We start from the raw sequence: 16,250 nt of genomic DNA, 5'->3' as shown, positions 1-16,250 counted from the left end.
AGGATGGATACGTGAGCGACGCGACTACCCCGAAAGAGCAGGAGCAGCCTGTACAACCCGCCCTCGAATCTTCTCCGGCCACCGCAGATGCCAGGCCCGCCCCACGGGGTTCTGCCGTGGCGGCGGTGGCGCTGCTGGTCGGCGCGATTGGTGTCGGTGTCGGTGGTTGGAGCGCCTGGCAACTGCGCGCGCTGCAGAGCGATGCGCAGCAGCAGGCGGTGCAGCTCGAACAGGCGCGCAGCCAGTCGGCAGCGCTGTCGCAGCGTACCGAAAGCCTGAGTGGCCGTTTCGAACAACTGCCGAGCGTGCAGGAACTCGAAGAACGGCGCCGCCTGGTGGCCCAGCTGCAAGGCGACCAGCAACTGCTCAACCAGCGGTTGGAGACGGTGCTGGGGGCCAGTCGGCAGGATTGGCGCCTTGCCGAAGCCGAGCACTTGCTACGCCTTGCCAGCCTGCGGCTTTCCGCGCTGCAGGACAGCAACAGCGCCACTGCGCTGGTGCAGGCGGCCGACGAGATACTGCGTGATCAGGATGACCCGGCGGCATTCGCCGCCCGTGAACAGCTGGCGAAAAGCCTGGAAGCCTTGCGCGCCACCGACAACCCGGATCGTACCGGCCTGTTCCTGCAATTGGGCGCCTTGCGTGACCAGGCGGCGCAGCTCAATTCGCTGAACCCCACGTTCGTCGCCGACGGTGGCGTGCTGGGTGAAATCGCCGCGCAGAGTGAGCCCGGCACCTGGTGGGGGCGCAGCCTGCAGACGCTGTCGGAATACTTTCGTCTTGATTTCAATGCCGACCAGAACGTGCGGCCGCTGCTCGCCGGGCAGAGCCTGACCCAGGTGAGGCTGGCCCTGAGCCTGGCACTCGAGCAGGCGCAGTGGGCGGCCCTGCATGGCGAAACCCAGGTCTACCGCCAGGCCTTGCAACAGGCTGGCGAAGTCCTCGATGCCAACTTCAATCGTGATAATCCCGATAGCCGCGCCTTGCGCACCCGTGTCGCGGAACTGGTCGACAAGCCTATCGAAGTCGAGGTGCCCGAGCTCACCGACTCGCTCGATGCCGTGCAGGCCTACATCGAACACAAACAGTCGGCGCGTGAACGCCTGAAGGATGCGCCGCAGGAAGGCACCGGCGATGACCAGGAGCGACGCCCATGAAGCGTGTATACCTGCTGTTGCTCGCCGTGCTGGTGGTCGGGGGGCTGGCACTGCTCGGCCTGGCCATCGCTGAACACAAGGGCTATGTACTGTTCGCCTACCAGGGCTTTCGCTACGAGTCGACGCTGTGGGCGTTCGTGCTGCTGATCGTTGCCGTGTGCCTGGCGATCTGGCTGTTGCGCCTGGCCATTCGCGTACTGCTCACCTCGCTCGGCCTGGTCAATCCCTGGTCGCGCCTGCACCGTGAACGGCGGGTGCGCAGCGCCTCCGAACATGGTTTTCAGGAGCTGATCGAAGGGCGCTGGGCCAAGGCGCAAACGCACCTGAGCCGCATCGCCCGCAATGAGCCACGGCCGCTGATTCACTACCTAGGCGCTGCGCGCGCCGCCAACAACCTTGAGCATTACGAGGAAAGCGACGCGTTGCTGGCCGAGGCACTGGAGCGTCAACCGAATGCCGAGCTGGCCATCGCCCTGACCCATGCCGAGTTGCAACTGGCCCGTGGCGAGGTCGAGAACGCTCAAGAAACACTGCTGGTGATGCAGGATCGCCATCCGCACAACCCTCAGGTGCTGCGCCAGTTGCAGCAGCTGTATGTACTGCGTGGCGACTGGCAGGCGCTGCTCAAGTTGCTGCCGGCCCTGCGCAAGGAAAAAGCCCTGCCGCCTGCCGAGCTGATGATGCTGGAGCGCCGCGCCTGGCGCGAACACCTGACTGGCATCGACCTCAGCGTTGCCGACGAGGGCGCGCTGCCGTCGCTGGCCCAGGCCTGGGAACGGCTGTCCCCCAGCCTGCGCGGCGAGCCCGAGCTGCTGGCCGTTTACGCCGACCGGCTACGTGCGCTGGGTGCCGAACCGGGGGCGGAGGAGTTGCTCAACAAGGCCCTCAATCGTGAATACGACAGCCGCCTGGCGCGTCTCTACGGCTTGTTGCACGGGCGTGACCCAGCCAGGCAACTGCAGGCTGCCGAAAGCTGGCTCAAGCAGCATCCTGATGACGCAGGGCTGCTCTTGACGCTGGGTCGCCTGAGCCTGCACAACCAGTTGTGGGGCAAGGCGCGCGAGTATTTCGAAACCAGCCTGACTTTCGAACGGCATCCGGAAACCTGCGCGGAGCTGGCACGATTGCTCGCCCAGTTGGGCGAAGTGGAACGCAGCAACCGCCTGTTCCAGGAAGGCCTCGGCTTGCTCGATCGCCGCCTGAGTGGCCAGGTCGCCGGCGTGCCGGCGGTATCCAGCGCGGATACCCAGCCTGGGCGCGTGGGCAACTGAACGTTTGCTGCAGCCGCGCGTGGGTCGGCGCCTGCGACGAAGCGCCTTGAAGACGCGTGGCAGCGGGCATAACCTGAGCGCAAATGAGCTCGGACTGTAATGCGAATCATGTTAGTGTCCAGGCTCGGCTGCACGCCCAGGGATCGAGGCGTGACGCGCATCATCGTGGTCGGTGCAAGCGCCGGCTTCACACCAGTAGGACAGCACGGGAACTGCTGCCTGGGGCGATCAGCCAACGTCTTATTCGCGGCAGTGCTGCTGTGCTGAACGATGGTTGTTGCCCGGATGCCCATGTGAAATACGATAAGGGAGATCATCATGCTCGAGAGTTGCCAGAATGCGCAGGAACGATGGGGTGGTGTACACCTGTTGATCGATCGCTGGCTGCAGGAACGTGCCGAATTGATCAAGGCCTACGCGGCCATCGACGACGTGAGCGACAAGCTCGTCATGCAGCGGTTCTGCGAAATCCTCGTCGACTATGTTTCTGCCGGGCATTTCGAGGTTTACCAGCAGCTCACCGAGGAAGCCCGAGCGTTCGGTGACCAACGTGGCCTGGCGCTTGCCAAGCAGATTTACCCGCGCATCGAAGTCATTACCGAAGCTGCGCTGGCCTTCAATGATCGCTGCGATGCCGGCGACTGTGGTGACACCGAGGCGGTGAGTGCCGAGCTCAAACGGCTCGGCCAGATGCTTCACGAGCGCTTCGAGCTCGAAGATTGCTTGATCGAAGTGCTGCATACGGCCCATAAACAGCAGGCGGCCGCTGCCCCGGTATAACCTTCAACGCCGCGATCTTCCGCGGCGTTGTTGTCTCTGCGCTGCCCGCAGATGTGTGCCTGATGTCTGCCACGCAGGTGCTTGCAAAGCGCCACTAGCCGGCGCAGATTCACACGTCTAGTATGGCTCCAACTCATTCGCCAGGAGGCGCGTCATGTCGGCCACGAAAAACGTGAAAAACAAATCGGTCACTACCCCTTTGCACCTGCTTCAACAGTTGTCAGCAAGCCTGCTCGAACACCTCGAAACAGCCTGCTCGCAGGCACTCGTGGATGCCGAAAAGATTCTCGCCAAGCTGGAAAAACAACGTGGTGGTGCGCAGGAAAAACTGCACAAGGCCCGTGGCAAGCTGCAGGCTGCAATAGCGACTGGCAAAGCCAAGGCGCAGTCCAAGGCCCAGGCCGGTGTTGCCGAGCTGGAAGAGGTACTGGACGCACTGCAGGCACGCCAGAGTGAGACGCGCCAGTACATCGTTCAGCTCAAGCGCGATGCCCAGGAAAGCCTCAAGCTCGCGCAGGGCGTTGGCAAAGTTCGCGAAGCGGCCGCCAAGGCTCTTTCCAGCCACTCCGCCAGCGCTGCCAAGCCTGCGGCCAAAGCCGCAGCCAAGCCTGCTGCCAAAGCGGCTGCTAAACCCGCCGCAGCCAAGCCTGCTGCCAAAGCGGCTGCCAAAGCGGCTGCCAAACCCGCCGCAGCCAAGCCTGCTGCCAAAGCGGCTGCTAAACCCGCCGCAGCCAAGCCTGCTGCCAAAGCGGCTGCCAAACCAGCCGCAGCCAAGCCTGCTGCCAAAGCGGCTGCCAAACCAGCCGCAGCCAAGCCTGCTGCCAAAGCGGCTGCCAAACCAGCCGCAGCCAAGCCTGCTGCCAAAGCGGCTGCCAAACCCGCCGCAGCCAAGCCTGCTGCCAAAGCGGTTGCCAAACCAGCCGCAGCCAAGCCTGCTGCCAAAGCGGCTATTAAGCCGGCCGCAGCCAAGCCTGCTACTGCCAAGCCCGCAGCTACCACCGCCAAGCCAGCCAGCACGGCACCTGTTGCGGGAAAACCTGCCAGTGAATCGCCTGCTGTGCCAGCAACCGCTCCCGGCAATGCCAGTGGCGTAACGCCTCCCGGCGTCAGCTGATTGCCAGCATGCCTGCGAATACGCCACTCGTGTGTTCGCAGGCTGCCCGACCCGGCGCAACGCGTAACTCGCGTCCCGTCTTCCCCTATTGAGCGTCAGCCCAGCCTCCTCTCGCCTTCTGTTCCTTTCCCCCCTCCGCTTCCTTGTTGCGGTGCACCAGGCCTGTGCTGCATGGAGCGTCTCCCTGTAGCCCTGAACTACACACCCAGGGCAAATGCAGCTGTGCCGACTGCTTCCGTCTCGCCATCACCGATGCACTGCCTTTATGCCAGGACGCAATGCTCGTCGCGCCCGGAGGCAATCGAAGGCTGATCGGGGTGGCCTGGTTTTCTTCCGAGACCACATACGGATCGGCTACGAAGCGGAACAGCGCGCCAGGAAACAGGTCAATGATCAGGTCGAGGTGGCGAGTGGCCAAACCGACGAAGCCAGAAGCAGAGTGTCCGTTGTGAAGACTAAGGTCGCCGCGCGTATCGAGAAGATCGAGCAGGCCTTCGATTCTCGCGTGGCAGGCGCCCTCGACCGGCTTGGCATTCCCGCTCGGCAGGCCATCCAAATCTGTCTGCTAAGCTGGAGGGGCTGAGCGCGTTGCTTGAGCACGCCGCGCGTACCCATTAAGGAGAGCAGGATGGCTGTCAAAAAGAAATCCGAAAAACAGACCGGCTCGTGGATCGGCGAGGTTGAAAAGTACTCGCGTCAGATCTGGTTGGCGGGCTTGGGCGCGTACTCCAAGGTCAGCAAGGACGGCACCAAGCTGTTCGACACTCTGGTCAAGGATGGCGAGAAGGCCGAAAAGGCTGCCAAGACCGATACCGGCAAGCCGGCCGATGAAATGAAGAGCGCCGGCGATGCATCGGCCAGCACTGCCAAGTCCCGCATGGACGATGTCAAGGACAGGGCCATGGGCAAGTGGGGCGAGTTCGAGGAGGCGTTCGACAAGCGGCTCAATAGCGCCATTTCTCGCCTGGGCGTGCCGAGCCGAAGCGAGGTCAAGTCGCTCAACGACAAGGTCGAGTTGCTGACCCGGCAGTTGGAGGCCCTCACCGGTGTTACCAGCAAGGCAGCCGCCAAGCCTGCAGCGAAAAGCTCCGCTGCGAAAGTCGCGAGCAAGCCTGCCGTCAGCAAGGCGGTGACCAAGCCAGCTGCCAGCAAGGCGACCGCTAGCAAGGCAGCCAGCACGCCCGCGGCGAAGCCGGCAACCAAGGCAGCGGCCGTCAAACGGCCTGTGGCGAAGAAGGCCGTGGCCAGCAAACCGGCCTCGACCGCGAAGCCCGCCGCTGCGGCCAAGAGTCCGGTCAAATCCGCAGCCAAGCCAGCGGCGAAGCCGGTGGCAAAACCTGCAGCCAAAACGGCGCGCAAACCGCCTGCGAAGAAACCGGCAGTGGCCAAGGCTGCGCCGGCTCCAGCGACCAGCACACCCGCACAGGCGGTAACGCCGGGCGCGACCGTGCCACCTGCGCCGGGCAACCAATCCTGAGGTTGTTTGCCATGAGGAAGACGCCCGGCCCCGTGCCGGGCGTTTTCATTTCAGGTTGCGCGCGCCGCCAGAGGGGCGCGCGGCAGTGGATCGTGGTGCGGCTTACAGAGCCTCGTCGGCCCAGCAGACGGCTGTTTTCGAGCGGACGCGCGAGCACACCTTGAAAGAGGGCAGGCGCGGTACGATCAGGGGCTATTCGTTTGCTCGGTGCAGCGCATTTACCCGGGTTCCCTGCCGCCTCAGAGCATCAGGCGAACCACCGATTCGTCGGGGTCACGGGATTGACCGGCAGCGGACAAGGCCTCTAGATAGTCGCGCCACAGGTCATCCTGGCGCAGGGCCAACTGGCGCAGGTAGTCCCAGGTGAATAGCCCGCTGTCGTGGCCGTCATCGAAGGTCAGCTTGAGGGCGTAATTGCCGGCCGGCTCGATGCCGACAAGCGACACGTTGATCTTGCCGGTCTGCAAAATGGGTTTGCCGTGCCCCTGCACCTCGGCCGAGGGCGAATGCACGCGCAGGAATTCTGCTGGCAGCAGGTAGTTGTCGTCGCCGTAGTGCAGTTCCAGTGTGCGTGATGCCTTGTGCAGCTTGATCGAGGTGGGAATGAGCACGGCGGTCTCCACATTGTCCGCAGCCGCAGGGCGCCAGGCTGTTGCCTGAAGCCGCGCGGCTCAACGCCATTTACAGAATATAGCGGGACAGGTCTTCGTCCTCGGCCAGTTCGCCGAGGTGGCTGTTGACGTAGGCTGCGTCGATGCGGATCACCTCGCCATTCTGCTGGCCGGCCAGGTCACCAGCGCTGAAGGACACTTCCTCCAGCAGGCGTTCAAGCAACGTGTGCAGGCGGCGGGCGCCGATATTCTCGGTCTTCTCGTTGACCTGCCAGGCAATCTCTGCGAGGCGCTTGATGCCGTCTGCGGCGAATTCAACGCCGAGGCCTTCGGTCTGCAGCAGCGCCACGTATTGCTCGGTGAGCGAGGCATGAGGCTCGCTGAGGATGCGCTCGAAATCTTCCGGCGACAGTGCCTTCAACTCGACACGGATCGGCAGGCGACCCTGCAGCTCCGGCACCAGGTCACTCGGCTTGCTGAGGTGAAAGGCACCCGAGGCGATGAACAGAATATGGTCGGTCTTGACCATGCCCAGCTTGGTGTTCACCGTACAGCCCTCGATCAGCGGCAGCAGGTCGCGCTGCACGCCTTCGCGAGACACGTCGGCACCACCGGCATTGGCACGCTTGGCCACCTTGTCGATCTCGTCGATGAACACGATGCCATGCTGCTCGACCGCTTCCAGCGCCTTGGCCTTGAGTTCTTCCTCGTTGACCAGGCGGCCGGCCTCTTCCTCGCGCACCAGTTTCAGCGCGTCCTTGACCTTGAGCTTGCGGCTCTTCTGCTTGCCCTTGCCCATGTTGGCGAACAGGTTCTGCAGCTGGCTGGTCATTTCTTCCATGCCGGGCGGGGTCATGATCTCGATACCGGCCGGGCTGTCGGCCACCTCGATTTCGATTTCCTTGTCATCCAGCTGACCCTCGCGCAGGCGCTTGCGGAACAGCTGGCGGGTGTTGGAATCGCTGGGCGCTGCTTCTTCGGCGAAACCGCCGCGAGCCGCTGGCAGCAGGGCATCGAGAATGCGGTCTTCGGCAGCGTCTTCGGCACGATGGCGCACGCGGACGATTTCCTGTTCGCGCAGCATTTTCACCGCGGCATCGGCCAGGTCGCGGATGATCGACTCGACATCGCGGCCCACATAGCCAACCTCGGTGAACTTGGTCGCTTCCACCTTCAGGAACGGTGCATTGGCCAGCTTGGCCAGGCGCCGGGCGATCTCGGTCTTGCCGACGCCGGTCGGGCCAATCATCAGGATGTTCTTTGGCGTGACCTCGGCGCGCAGCTCCAGCGGCAGCTGCATGCGCCGCCAGCGGTTGCGCAGGGCGATGGCCACGGCGCGCTTGGCGTCGTCCTGGCCGATGATGTGGCGGTTGAGTTCGTGGACGATCTCGCGGGGTGTCATGGACATGAGCGGGCTCCGATCCGGACCGGCCTAGATGGCCGAGTCCAGCTCCTCGATGGTCAGGTTCTGATTGGTGAAAACGCAGATGGAACCGGCGATTTTCAACGCAGTTTCGGCAATCTCGCGGGCGTCGAGGTCTTCGCTGCCTTTCTGCAGCAGTGCCAGGGCCGCAGCCTGGGCGAAGCCGCCGCCAGAGCCCATGGCGATCAGGCCGTGCTCTGGCTCGACCACGTCACCGTTGCCGGTGATGATCAGCGAGGCATCCTTGTTGGCCACCGCCAGCATGGCTTCCAGACGGCTCAGGGATCGGTCGGTACGCCAGTCCTTGGCCAGCTCCACCGCGGCGCGCACCAGATGGCCCTGGTGGCGTTCCAGTTGCGATTCGAAGCGTTCGAAAAGGGTGAATGCATCGGCGGTGGCGCCGGCGAAACCGGCGATGACCTGGCCGTGGTACAGGCGGCGAACTTTCTTCGCATTGCCTTTCATCACGGTATTGCCGAGGGAAACCTGGCCGTCGCCACCCATGACGACTTTGCCGTGGCGGCGGACTGAAACGATAGTGGTCAAGGGCATGCTCCTTCGGCAGCTCCGGGGTTGACCTGTTATATGGGGATGGATTGCGCACGGTTCAAGCCGGAAGGCATGAGCGGTCACAAAACGGCTCTGCCTGCGGGCGGCTGGGCTGAGGTGGGAGCAGATACTCACGCCCGTAGGGTGGACAACGCTCTTTTTTGTCCACCAGTGCGATGGTAGTGCGGTGGGCGGATCGGGCCGCGCAGGCAAGCGTCGTCCACCCTACGAGGGGCCACCCCCCGCCACGTTGCTGCCTGCCTACGCTGCAGAGCCGTACGCTGCTTAGCGGCTCTGGCGCTGTTGCAACAAAAGATTGCTGAAGCCGTTGGCAGCCAGTGCCTTTTGCGACTGGGCCAGTTGATCGCGGTTGGCGAACGGGCCGACCAGCACGCGGTGCCAGGTTTCGTCACGCACCGTGCCGGACTCTACGCGTACGTTCTGGCCGAGCAGGGTGATCTGCGCACGCACGCTCTCGGCGTCATCCTTGCGGCGAAATGAGCCGGCCTGCAGAAAGAACTGGGTGGTCAGCGGCGGCTGAATGGCGGCCGAGGGCGCGACCACGGGCGGTGCGGGCGGTGGCGTCTCACCGTTCAAGGCAGCCTGGGCGCGCGCTGCGTCGATCTTCGCGGCTTCTTCCGGTGTAACCGGCTTTTGCTCGGGCGTCGGCGTGGTCGGGGGCGGCACGGCATCCGGCGGCACGATGACTTCCGACTCCGGCAGCAGCGTGTAGAAGTCGTATTTGGGTTTGCCCGGTTCCTGGCTGGTCGCCGACGGCGTCACTTTGGGGGTGTTGCTGGCCCGTTCCGGCTGCGGTTTGTCGCGCTGGATCGCGTCGCTGCCGGGTTGCAGGTTGAACAGCAGCATGGCGAATACGCCGACCACCAGGCCGCAGGCCAGCCAGATCCAGCCCGGTACCGGGCGTTTGCTCGGGGCCTTGTAGCGGCTGGCGCCGCGTTTCGGTGCTGGCTTCTTGCGGGCTGCCACTTACATGCGCTCCAGGGTTTCCAGGCCCAGCAGTTGCAGGCCTTGCTTGAGGGTGCGGCCGGTCAGCGCGGCGAGGCGCAGGCGGCTGGTGCGAGTCGTCTCGTCTTCGGCGCTGAGTACCGGGCAGTGCTCGTAGAAGCTGGAGAACAGCCCGGCCACGTCGTACAGGTAGGCGCACAACAGGTGCGGCGTACCCTTGTCGGCGACGCTGCCGAGCACCTCGCCGAACTGCGCCAGCTTGCCGGCCAGTTCGATTTCCTGAGGCGCCTGAAGTTCGATGCGACCGTCGATCTCGTCGATGCCCTGGCCCAGCTTGCGGAAGATGCTTGCCGTGCGGGTATAGGCGTAGAGCAGGTAAGGGGCCGTATTGCCGTCGAAGCTGAGCATCAGTTCGAAGTTGAAGCTGTAGTCGCTGGTGCGGTGCTTGGACAGGTCGGCGTATTTCACCGAGGCAATGCCCACGATCCGGCCAATTTCACGCAGTTCGGCTTCGTCGAATGGCGTCTCACCCTTGTCGGCACGCTGGTCGTTGCGCTGCTTGACCAGCTCGTAGGCGCGCGACTCCGCTTCATCGAGCAGGTCGATCAGCTTCACGGTGCCGCCATCGCGGGTCTTGAAGGGGCGGCCGTCGGCGCCGTTCATGGTGCCGAAGCCCATGTGTTCGAGCTGCATGCCCTCGTGCACGAAGCCAGCACGGCGCGCCACTTCGAAGGCCATCTGGAAGTGCAGGGCCTGGCGCTGGTCGACGAAGTACAGAGCTCGGTCAGCCTTGAGTACCTGGCTGCGGTAGCGCATGGCAGCGAGGTCGGTGGTCGAATACAGGTAGCCGCCGCCGGCCTTCTGCACGATCACCGGCAGCGGGTTGCCTTCGGCATTCTTGTAGTCGTCGAGGAAAACGCACTGCGCGCCGTTGTCTTCGGTCAGCAGGCCTTTGCTGTGCAGGTCGGCGACCACGTTGGCCAGGTCGGCGTTGTAGGCGCTTTCACCCTTGACGTCGGCCGGGGTCAACTTGACGCCCAGGCGGTCGTAGGCCTTCTGGCAGTGGCTCAGGGAAATGGCGTTGAAGCGCTCCCACAGACGCAGGCATTGCGGCTCGCCAGCCTGTAGCGCCACGACCAGAGCGCGGGCGCGCTCGGCGAATTCGGCAGAGTCGTCGAAGCGTTTCTTGGCGGCGCGGTAGAACCCTTCCAGGTCGGCCAGCTCGCTTTCCGCAGCGGCCGGATTCTCTTCCATGAAGGCCAGCAGCATGCCGAACTGGGTACCCCAGTCGCCAACATGGTTCTGGCGGATCACCTCGTCGCCGAGAAACTCCAGTACCCGTGCCACCGCGTCGCCGATGATGGTCGAGCGCAGGTGGCCGACGTGCATTTCCTTGGCCAGGTTCGGCGAGGACAGGTCGACGACGACCCGCTCGGCGGCGCCGTTCTTGCGTACGCCGAGGCGTTCGTCGGCCAGGGCAGCTTCCAGGCGCTCTGCCAGGGCGGCGCTGTTCTGAAAGAAATTCAGAAAGCCCGGACCCGCGATCTCGACTTTGCTGATCTGCGGGTCGGCGGGCAGGGCGTCGATCAGTTTCTGCGCGATATCGCGCGGTTTCATCGCTGCCGGCTTGGCCAGCATCATGGCGATGTTGCTGGCGAAGTCGCCGTGGGTCTTGTCCTTGGTGTTCTCCACCTGGATCGTCGGGCTCAGGCCTTCGGGCAGCACGCCTTCGGCGGTCAGGCGGGTCAGGGCTTGCTGGATCAGGTGGCGAATACTGTCTTTCATGGTCTGCTCGTTCGGCCGCAGGACGCGGCGCCGCTCGAAAGCGTGGGTTGAAAACCCCGCATTATCGACGGGGCAAGGGCACCGCTTCAAGCCATAACGGCCGCGGGGTGTTTCGAGGGCGAGCACTGTTGCTCAGAAAAGATCGATCGGGTCGACATCCAGCGACCAGCGCACGGCCCGACCGCTGGGCAGGGTCTCGAGTGTCAGCAGCCAGTGGGCGAGCAACTTGTGCAGCGCCGCACGGGCATTACCCTGCAGGAGCAACTGGGCGCGATAGCGGCCGGCGCGACGTTCCATCGGCGCGGGCACCGGCCCCAGCAGCTCGATACCGCTCAGGTTCAGCTCGGCCAGTAGTCGCTCGGCTTCGCTGCACGCTTCATCGAGAAATCCCTCGGCCTGGCCGGGCTTGTGCGCCTCTGCGCGCAGCAGTGCGAGGTGGCAGAAAGGCGGCAGGCCGGCGGCGCGGCGTTCGCTCAATGCCTGGTCGGCGAAAGCAAAGTAGCCTTGCTCGGTGAGTTGCACCAGCAGTGGGTGGTCGGCCAGGTGGCTCTGAATGATCACCTTGCCCGGCTCCTCCGCGCGCCCGGCCCGGCCGGCCACCTGGACGATCAGCTGGGCCATGCGCTCGCTGGCGCGGAAGTCGGCGGAGAACAGGCCGCCATCGGCATCGAGGATCGCCACCAGGGTCACCCGCGGAAAATGGTGACCCTTGGCCAGCATCTGCGTGCCGACCAGGATGCACGGCTCGCCACGCTGTACGGTGTTGAACAGGGTGGTCATGGCCTCCTTGCGCGACGTGCTGTCGCGGTCGACGCGCAGCACCGGTACATCGGGGAACAGGATTTCCAGGCGCTCTTCGGCGCGCTCGGTGCCGGCGCCGACCGGACGCAGGTCAACGTTGTTGCAACTTGGGCAGTTGCCGGGCTGGCGTTCGGCATGGCCGCAGTGGTGGCAGCGCAGTTCGCGGCTGCGCTGATGCACGGTCATGCGAGCATCGCAGCGTGGGCATTCCGATAGCCAGCCGCATTCATGGCACAGCAGGGTCGGTGCGAAGCCGCGGCGGTTGAGAAACACCAGAACCTGCTGGCCGGCGGCCAGGGTCTGGGTGATGGCCTGCTGCAGTGGCGGCGACATGCCGGCATCCAGCGGCCGGCTCTTGATATCCAGGCGCAGGAAGCGCGGCGCTTGAGCACCGCCGGCGCGCTGGTTCATGCGCAGCATCGCGTAGCGGCCGCTGTGCGCGTTATGCAGGCTTTCCAGCGAGGGTGTCGCGGAGCCCAGCACGATCGGCACGTTTTCCTGGTGGGCGCGCACCACGGCCAGGTCGCGGGCGTGGTAGCGCAGGCCCTCTTGCTGTTTATAGGAGGCGTCGTGTTCTTCGTCGATGATGATCAGGCCCGGACGCTTCATCGGCGTGAACAGCGCCGAGCGGGTGCCGATGATGATGTCGGCCTCGCCGTCGCGGGCCGCCAGCCAGGCGTCCAGGCGCTCGCGGTCGTTGACTGCCGAGTGCAGCAGGGCGATGCGTGCGTTGAAGCGGCGCTCGAAGCGCGCCAGGGTTTGCGGCCCCAGGTTGATCTCGGGGATCAGCACCAGCGCCTGCTTGCCGGCCTCCAGCGTTTCGCGGATCAGTTGCAGGTAGACCTCGGTCTTGCCGCTGCCGGTCACCCCGGCGAGCAGAAACGCGTTGAAACTGCCGAAGCCTGCGCGTATCGCCTCGGTCGCCGCACGTTGTTCGGCATTCAGTGGCAGCTCCGGCTGAGCCAGCCAGTTGGCGTGGCGTTCCGGGCTGCTCAGGCGGCGCACTTCGACGCGTACCAGGCCTTTTTCCTGCAGCAGTTGCAGGCTGTCGCGGTTGATCTGCAGCTGGCTGAGCAGTTGGTGGGCGACCCCGTGGGGGTGTTGAGCGATGGTCTTCAGTGCATCGCGCTGGCGCGGCGCGCGGGCCAGGCGCGGGTCGTCCAGGCGGGCATCCTTGGCGATCAACCAGAAGCGCTCCTGGCGCGCTTCGGCCGGCTCGCCCTGGCGCAGCAGCACAGGCAATGCCCAGCTGAGGGTGTCGCCCAGGCTGTGCTGGTAGTACTGCGCCGTCCACTGGCACAGGCGCAGCAGTGCCGGCGGCATGGGCGCCTGCAGATCGAGCAGTCGCAGGGCGGGCTTGAGTTTGTCGGCCGGCACGTCGCTGTGTTCGCTGATCTCGACCAGCACGCCGATCATCTCGCGGCGCCCGAACGGTACTCGCAGGCGCGCGCCGGGGCGCAGGTCGCGCACCGACACGCCAGGCGGGGCAAGGTAGTCGAACAGGCGGCGCAGCGGCGAGGGCAGGGCGAGTCGCAAAATGGCGTCGGGCACGCGGGGGCTCCAGGCAGGCGAGGCGCGATAGTAGCAGGCGGTTGAAAAACTACCTATGCAACTACCGCTGCACCAAATGCCGGCTCCCTTGGCTGCCGGCGGCCGGCGGGCCCGTGTGCGACGGCCGGTAGCGGTAGCCGAGTTGCATCATCGTCACGCTCTGGTATGATCCGCGGCCAACCTACGTGCGGTACCCGACATCCAGTCTGGTGGCGGCACAAGACCCGAGGAAACAATCATGAAAGCCGATATCCATCCGGAATACGTTGCCATCGACGCTACCTGCAGCTGCGGTAACGTCATCAAGACCCGCTCCACCCTGGCCAAGCCGCTGAGCCTGGACGTGTGCTCCGAGTGCCACCCGTTCTACACCGGCAAGCAGAAGGTTCTGGACGCTGGCGGCCGTATCGATCGCTTCAAGCAGCGTTTCGGTGTGTTCGGCGCCAAGTAAGCGGCCGAACGGCGAAGCACGCCCACATGGCTGTGTTCGCACTGATGAAGAAGGCGTCCCTTGTGGGCGCCTTTTTCGTTTCTGTGGTGTGCCTGCCGGCCCAGGCGTATTGCCCGGCGCCGGGCGAGTTGGCTCAGGTCAAGGTGCAGCGCGTGGTGGATGGTGACACCCTGCGCCTGGCGGACGGGCGCAACGTGCGCCTGATCGGCCTCAATAGCCCTGAACTGGCCCGCAGCGGGCAGGCGGCGGAGCCATTCGCGGAAGCCGCGCGCCAGCGCCTGAGCGAGCTGGTGGCCGCCAACGGCGGGCGCGTGGGAGTCGAGCTCGGGGAGCAGGCACGCGATCGTCACGGCCGCACGCTGGCCCACCTCTACAACAGCGCCGGCGACAATCTCGAGGCGCAGATGCTGGCCGAGGGGCTCGGTCAACTGGTGGCCGTGGCACCCAATGCCGCGCTCGTGGCCTGTCATCGCGAAGCCGAGCGCCAGGCGCGTCGCGCGCGGGCCGGGCTCTGGGCGCAGCAGCAACCAGAGCCTGCGCACGCCGTGCGCCGCGGCGGTTTCATCTTGCTGGAAGGCCAGGTGCAGCAGGTCGAGCGCAACCGCGGTGGGGTGTGGATAGAACTGGGTAACTCGGTGGTGCTGCGCATTGCCCCGCAGGTGCTGGATACCTTCGATGCGTCGTTGCTGGACGACCTGCAAGGCAAGCGAATCGAAGCGCGTGGCTGGATGATCGACCGGTCCCGTCGTGGCGGCCTCAAGAGCGGCCAGGCGCGCTGGATGCTGCCGCTGACGCATGGTGCGATGCTGGAGGTGCGGCGGTGACCTGGCGTGCAGTGCTGCTGCTGGCGCTGTTGGCGGCACTGGCAGGATGCGCGGTGAACCCCGCCACCGGGCGCACCGACTTCGTGATGATGAGCGAGGCGCAGGAACTGGCGCTGGGCCGCGACGCACACAAGCAGATACTCCAGCAGTACCCGCGTTATGCCGATGAGGCGCTGCAGGCCTATGTGCAGCGCGTGGGCGAGCGGGTTGCACGGCACAGCCACCGAGGCCAGCTGGACTACCACTTCACGGTCATCGACAGCCCCGACATCAACGCCTTTGCGCTGCCTGGGGGCTACATCTACATTCATCGCGGCCTGATGGCCTATCTCGGCTCTGAGGCCGAGCTGGCCGCGGTGCTTGGCCACGAGGTCGGCCATGTGACGGCGCGCCATGGCGTCCGCCAACAAAGCCAGTCGACGGCCTGGGGCATTCTCGGTCAGGCGGTGGCGATGGGCACCGGCGTCGGCGCTGCAGCGGATGTGACCGGTGCCCTGGGGACTGCGGTGGTACGCGGCTACGGGCGCGACATGGAGTTGGAGGCGGACGGCCTAGGCGCGCAGTACCTGGCACGGGGCGGCTACGACCCGCAGGCGATGATCGAGGTGGTCAAGGTGCTCAAGGCACAGGAGGATTTCGCGCGCGACCAGGCTGCCCGGCGTGGCGAGCAGCAACCAGTGGCTGGCTACCACGGGTTGTTCGATACCCATCCGGATAACGACCGTCGCCTGCAGCAGGTGATCGGCCCGGCGCAGGCGCTGGTGGCTGGCCAGCAGGAGGTCAATCGCGAGGCATTCCTGCAGCGTCTTCAGGGGCTGCCCTTCGGTGACTCGGCCGAGAGTGGCATCCGCCGTGGTGAGCGCTTCTACCACCGTGATCTTGACTTTACCCTGGCTTTCGCCAAGGGCTGGAGCATCGTCAATCAGCCAGAGGTGTTGATCGGTCATTCTCCTGATGAGCAGGCCTTCGTTGCGATGACGCTCGAGGACAACCCCCGCGGCCTCGATGCCGCGAGCCTGCTACGCCAGCGTATCGGTGGTGCGCGCCTGCGCGATGGTGCGCCCTTGCAGCAGGCTGGCCTGCAAGGTTACATGGGGCTGATCGACGGCCCTACGCCGCGCCGGGTAGCGGTTATCCTCAAGGGTAACAAGGCCTATCTGTTCGTTGGCGCGATCAAGGGGCGCGCGGCGAATGCCCAGGACGACGCGCTGTTCGTGGCAGCGATCAACAGTTTCCGTTCATTGCAGCCGGCCGAACACAAGCTGGCCGAGCCGCTGCGGCTGCAATTGGTACGCGTGACGCCTGGGCAAACGCTCAAGTCGCTGGCGGCCGGCAGCGGCCTTGTCGCCGATGCCGAGGTCACCTTGCGCTTGCTCAACAACCTTTATCCACAGGGCGAGCCACGCCCGGGTGACTGGTTCAAGACGGTTCGCTGAGGCATGTTTGCAGGCTGACTGCATAGTCTTGTGCAGGCCCCCGCTCTTTGCGTA

General features: G+C 65.0%; 15 protein-coding genes. 9 read left to right on the top strand and 6 right to left on the bottom strand.

What is annotated here, in order from left to right; genetic code table 11:
• Positions 1 to 11 precede the first annotated feature (11 nt).
• From ACZ0AV_RS12110 to ACZ0AV_RS12085, 6 genes are all read left to right on the top strand, one after another.
• Complete coding sequence (locus tag ACZ0AV_RS12110) at positions 12 to 1,157, top strand: uroporphyrinogen-III C-methyltransferase (protein WP_499151249.1); 1,146 nt, start codon at positions 12 to 14, stop codon at positions 1,155 to 1,157.
• Positions 1,154 to 2,428: a heme biosynthesis HemY N-terminal domain-containing protein gene (locus ACZ0AV_RS12105; protein ID WP_499151248.1), complete on the top strand. Its 1,275-nt coding sequence runs from the start codon at positions 1,154 to 1,156 to the stop codon at positions 2,426 to 2,428. Before ACZ0AV_RS12110 ends, ACZ0AV_RS12105 begins: the two co-directional genes overlap by 4 nt.
• A 318-nt stretch (positions 2,429 to 2,746) precedes the next feature.
• Entirely contained in the window at positions 2,747 to 3,208 is a 462-nt protein-coding gene (rsd, locus tag ACZ0AV_RS12100) for a sigma D regulator (protein ID WP_499151247.1), read from the top strand.
• Between the two features lie 154 nt (positions 3,209 to 3,362).
• Entirely contained in the window at positions 3,363 to 4,322 is a 960-nt protein-coding gene (locus ACZ0AV_RS12095) for an AlgP family protein (protein ID WP_499151246.1), read from the top strand.
• 214 nt (positions 4,323 to 4,536) lie between these two features.
• Positions 4,537 to 4,905, top strand: a complete 369-nt coding sequence (locus tag ACZ0AV_RS12090; RefSeq protein WP_499151245.1) for a phasin family protein — start codon at positions 4,537 to 4,539, stop codon at positions 4,903 to 4,905.
• Between the two features lie 45 nt (positions 4,906 to 4,950).
• Positions 4,951 to 5,799, top strand: a complete 849-nt coding sequence (locus ACZ0AV_RS12085) for a phasin family protein (protein WP_499153350.1) — start codon at positions 4,951 to 4,953, stop codon at positions 5,797 to 5,799.
• Positions 5,800 to 6,038: 239 nt separating this feature from the next.
• Here ACZ0AV_RS12085 and ACZ0AV_RS12080 read toward each other — a convergent pair whose 3' ends face one another.
• The 6 genes from ACZ0AV_RS12080 to ACZ0AV_RS12055 form a co-directional block, all read right to left on the bottom strand.
• Complete coding sequence (locus ACZ0AV_RS12080) at positions 6,039 to 6,410, bottom strand: gamma-butyrobetaine hydroxylase family protein (protein WP_499151244.1); 372 nt, start codon at positions 6,408 to 6,410, stop codon at positions 6,039 to 6,041.
• A gap of 70 nt (positions 6,411 to 6,480) precedes the next feature.
• On the bottom strand, positions 6,481 to 7,818 hold the full coding sequence (gene hslU / locus ACZ0AV_RS12075) for an ATP-dependent protease ATPase subunit HslU (RefSeq protein WP_499151243.1): 1,338 nt from the start codon (positions 7,816 to 7,818) through the stop codon (positions 6,481 to 6,483).
• Positions 7,819 to 7,842: 24 nt separating this feature from the next.
• A complete protein-coding gene (gene hslV, locus ACZ0AV_RS12070) occupies positions 7,843 to 8,379 on the bottom strand; it encodes an ATP-dependent protease subunit HslV (protein ID WP_042552357.1) in 537 nt (178 codons plus the stop codon).
• Between the two features lie 288 nt (positions 8,380 to 8,667).
• Positions 8,668 to 9,369 carry an SPOR domain-containing protein gene (locus ACZ0AV_RS12065; RefSeq protein WP_499151242.1) on the bottom strand — a complete coding sequence of 234 codons (702 nt, stop codon included), beginning with the start codon at positions 9,367 to 9,369 and terminating at the stop codon, positions 8,668 to 8,670.
• Complete coding sequence (argS, locus tag ACZ0AV_RS12060; protein ID WP_499151241.1) at positions 9,370 to 11,133, bottom strand: arginine--tRNA ligase; 1,764 nt, start codon at positions 11,131 to 11,133, stop codon at positions 9,370 to 9,372.
• Between the two features lie 132 nt (positions 11,134 to 11,265).
• Positions 11,266 to 13,485 carry a primosomal protein N' gene (locus ACZ0AV_RS12055; protein WP_499151240.1) on the bottom strand — a complete coding sequence of 740 codons (2,220 nt, stop codon included), beginning with the start codon at positions 13,483 to 13,485 and terminating at the stop codon, positions 11,266 to 11,268.
• A 238-nt stretch (positions 13,486 to 13,723) separates the two neighbouring features.
• Between ACZ0AV_RS12055 and rpmE the strand changes: the two genes are divergently transcribed.
• From rpmE to ACZ0AV_RS12040, 3 genes are read left to right on the top strand one after another with little or no spacing between them, the layout of a single operon-like run.
• Entirely contained in the window at positions 13,724 to 13,936 is a 213-nt protein-coding gene (gene rpmE, locus ACZ0AV_RS12050; protein ID WP_042552353.1) for a 50S ribosomal protein L31, read from the top strand.
• A 26-nt stretch (positions 13,937 to 13,962) separates the two neighbouring features.
• Positions 13,963 to 14,760 (top strand): thermonuclease family protein, encoded by a 798-nt coding sequence (locus tag ACZ0AV_RS12045; protein ID WP_499151239.1) that lies wholly within the window; start codon positions 13,963 to 13,965, stop codon positions 14,758 to 14,760.
• Positions 14,757 to 16,196, top strand: coding sequence for a M48 family metalloprotease (locus ACZ0AV_RS12040; protein ID WP_499151238.1), 1,440 nt, complete (start codon positions 14,757 to 14,759; stop codon positions 16,194 to 16,196). Before ACZ0AV_RS12045 ends, ACZ0AV_RS12040 begins: the two co-directional genes overlap by 4 nt.
• The last annotated feature ends 54 nt before the right edge of the window (positions 16,197 to 16,250 follow it).

It is taken from the genome of Pseudomonas sp. AC532 (genome assembly GCF_979258965.1).
This window is presented reverse-complemented; position numbering and strand designations above follow the sequence as displayed.